We start from the raw sequence: 2,866 nt of genomic DNA on the forward strand, positions 1-2,866 counted from the left end.
GACCACGCGACACAGGGGGAACCGATGGAGATGCCGGCCGTACCGCCGAGACCCAGCAGCGCCCCTCCACCGCCGCCTCTGGCGCAGGCGGTCGATCTGCGGGTCAGCAAGCGGCTGTTGTGGGTGGGGGAGGCCGCGTATCCGCTGCACAACATCGCCCGCGTCTTCACCTTCGTCCTGCGCCCGCGGCGCAAGGAGGCGACAGCGCTCTTCTGCAAGAGGGTGGCGCTGTCCATCTCTGTGGCGACGGGGTTCACCGTACTCATCTGGCTGACGACGTCCCTGGCGTCCTTCGGGCAGCCGGGCGACAGCGGTGGTGGCGGGCTCATCACCTTCGTGTGGATCGTGACGCTGGCCACGCTGGCCTACTTCGTGTCGGAGCTGACCCCCGTCCTGACGGCCCGTTCGCACTTCGTGCTGGCCGTGGAGACATCCGGTCAGTCCACCGCGATGGTGACCAGCGCCGACCCCAACCACTTGCGGCAGCTCGTCGGTCACATCTCGTACGCGATCGACCATCCGGAGGCCGAGTTCACGGTGCGGGTGGAGGGGATCAGCGCGAGTCCGCAGATCTACCACTTCGGGGACAACATCAACATGTACGGGGGTTCGGGGAACGTGGGGATTGCGAATTCATGAGCGGCGACAGCTACCACATCGGCGACCAGGTCAGCATGTACGGCGGGACGGGCAACCAGGGAATCGTGCATAACACGTTCGGTTCCTCCGGTGCCGAGCCGGCGTCCCCGGAGCTGCAGGAGGCGGTGCAGGAACTTCTGCGGCTGCTCGGCGATCTGCGGGAGCAGCTCCCGCCGGTCAGCGCCCGGGTCCTGGACGACAACCTGCCCGCCCTCACCGGCGAGGCCGNNGTCCCGCACGGGCGATCCAGTGGTGCGCCCCGGAGGCGGGTCGGCTGCCTGGTCAGAGGCGCTCGGGCGTCCTGATGCCGAGCAGCTTCATGCCCTGGTGCAGGGTGCGTGCGGTGAGCTCGACGAGGAACAGCCGGTTCTCGACGACCTCGGGCGCGTTGTCGGGGCTGAGCACCTGGCACTGGTCGTAGAACGTGGTGAGGTGCGAGGCCAGCTGGTAGAGGTACGCGGCCAGCTTGTGCGGCTCGTACCCCTCGGCCACCTCGGCCAGGACCTCGCCGAACTGGTCCAGGTGCAGGCCCAGCGCGCGCTCGGCCNNGCCCGCCTTGCGCAGGATGGAGCGGATCCGGGCGTAGGCGTACTGGAGGTACACCGAAGTGTCGCCGTTCAGCGACACCATCTGGTCCAGGTCGAACTTGTAGTCCCGCACGGCGGAGGTCGACAGGTCCGCGTACTTCACGGCGCCGACGCCGACGTACCGGCCGTTCTCGACGATCTCGTCCTCGGTCAGGCCCACCTTCCCGGCCTTCTCCCGGACCACCGCGGTGGCCCGCTCGACCGCCTCGTCCAGCAGGTCCTCCAGCCGGACGGTGGTGCCCTCACGGGTCTTGAACGGCTTGCCGTCCTTGCCGAGGACCGTGCCGAAGGCCAGCTGGTGCGCCTTGACGTCCTCGTTCAGCCAGNNCGGGACCGGGTTGCCGTCCGGGCCCTTCACGTCGTCGAAGAACACGCACAGCGCGCCCTCGGAACGGACGGCGACGCCCGTCTCCTCCAGGATCCGGCAGGTCTCCTCGAGCATGTCGTTGTAGCCGGACTCACCGACGATGTCGGGGTCGGCGATCTCCATGTCGAGCTTGTTGAAGACGGAGTAGAAGTAGATCTTCGACTCGTCGACGAAGCGCTGCCAGTGCGCCAGCGTCTCCGGGTCGCCGGCCTGGAGGGCCACCACCCGGTCGCGGGAGCGCGCCTTGAACTCCTCGTCGGAGTCGAACAGGACCCGCGACGCCTTGTAGACGCGGTTCAGCGACGACATGGCGGCCTCGCCGTCCGCCTCGTCGCCCTCGTGCTTCAGCTCGCCCGGGTGCTCGAAGAGGTACTGGATGAGCATGCCGAACTGGGTGCCCCAGTCGCCGATGTGGTGGCGCCTGACGACGTTCTCACCGGTGAACTCGAGGATCTGGACCATCGCGTCACCGATGACCGCCGACCGCAGGTGGCCTACGTGCATCTCCTTCGCCACGTTCGGCTGGGCGTAGTCGATCACGGTCGTGCCCGGGGCGGGCTTCAGCGGTACGCCGAGCCGGTCGCCGTCGGCGGCNNCACCGGCCGGGAGGGCCGCCGTGACCCGGGAGGCCAGCTCGCGCGGGTTGCCCTTGAGCTTCTTGGCGAGCGCGAGGATGCCGTTGGCCTGGAAATCGGCCCGGTCGCTTCGGCGCAGCAGCGGGTCCGCGGTGCCGGCATCCGGCAGCGCTGCCGTCAGGGCGTCCGCCAGCTGCTGCTGGAGCGTGGAAGCGAGGGAGGGGACCGAAGCCATGAGCCGGCTGCCGTTTCGGTAGAGGACAAGGGATCACCCCAGTATCCCACGGGGTGTAAAGCCGTTTTCGCGCTGCGGGTGGTACCTGGGAGAATGGGGGTGCCCCTGCTGGGGGACGCCCCTACGAGTCCTACACGAGAGAAGGACGTGCCGACCGTGGCTTCGAGTCAGAGCAGCACCGAGACCGACTGGGTCTCCCGCTTCGCGGACGATGTCATCGCCGAGTCGGAGCGACGTGCGCCTGGCAAACCGGTCGTCGTCGCGTCCGGGCTCTCCCCTTCGGGCCCGATCCACCTGGGCAACCTCCGCGAGGTCATGACCCCGCACCTCGTCGCCGACGAGATCCGCCGCCGCGGCCACACCGTGCGCCACCTGATCTCCTGGGACGACTACGACCGCTACCGCAAGGTGCCGAACGGCGTGGAGGGCGTCGACGACTCCTGGCACGCGCACATCGGCAAGC

At 68.7% G+C, this 2,866-nt stretch carries 2 protein-coding genes and 4 pseudogenes; 2 read left to right on the forward strand and 4 right to left on the reverse strand.

All coding sequences use genetic code 11. The features are described from left to right. Positions 1-639, forward strand: a 639-nt coding sequence (locus tag BFF76_RS11700; RefSeq protein ID WP_338058034.1) for a DUF6232 family protein, incomplete at its 5' end; no start/stop codon positions are given. A 282-nt stretch (positions 640-921) separates the two neighbouring features. Here BFF76_RS11700 and BFF76_RS33690 read toward each other — a convergent pair. From BFF76_RS33690 to BFF76_RS34415, 4 genes and pseudogenes are all read right to left on the reverse strand, one after another. Then, positions 922-1,186 (reverse strand): DALR anticodon-binding domain-containing protein (locus tag BFF76_RS33690; protein WP_244167259.1); only part of this gene is annotated, 265 nt, incomplete at its 5' end. Positions 1,187-1,188: 2 nt separating this feature from the next. Beyond that, positions 1,189-1,552 (reverse strand): annotated as a pseudogene (argS, locus tag BFF76_RS33695) (arginine--tRNA ligase domain-containing protein); the annotation flags it as partial. 2 nt (positions 1,553-1,554) lie between these two features. Beyond that, positions 1,555-2,187, reverse strand: a pseudogene (argS, locus tag BFF76_RS33700) (arginine--tRNA ligase domain-containing protein); the annotation flags it as partial. 2 nt (positions 2,188-2,189) lie between these two features. Then, positions 2,190-2,403, reverse strand: a pseudogene (locus tag BFF76_RS34415) (arginine--tRNA ligase); the annotation flags it as partial. A 147-nt stretch (positions 2,404-2,550) separates the two neighbouring features. On the opposite strand from BFF76_RS34415, the pseudogene BFF76_RS11715 reads away from it, so the two are divergent. Beyond that, positions 2,551-2,866, forward strand: a pseudogene (locus tag BFF76_RS11715) (lysine--tRNA ligase); the annotation flags it as partial.

It is taken from the genome of Streptomyces mutomycini (assembly GCF_001700505.1).
GTDB classification, from domain to species: domain Bacteria; phylum Actinomycetota; class Actinomycetes; order Streptomycetales; family Streptomycetaceae; genus Streptomyces; species Streptomyces mutomycini.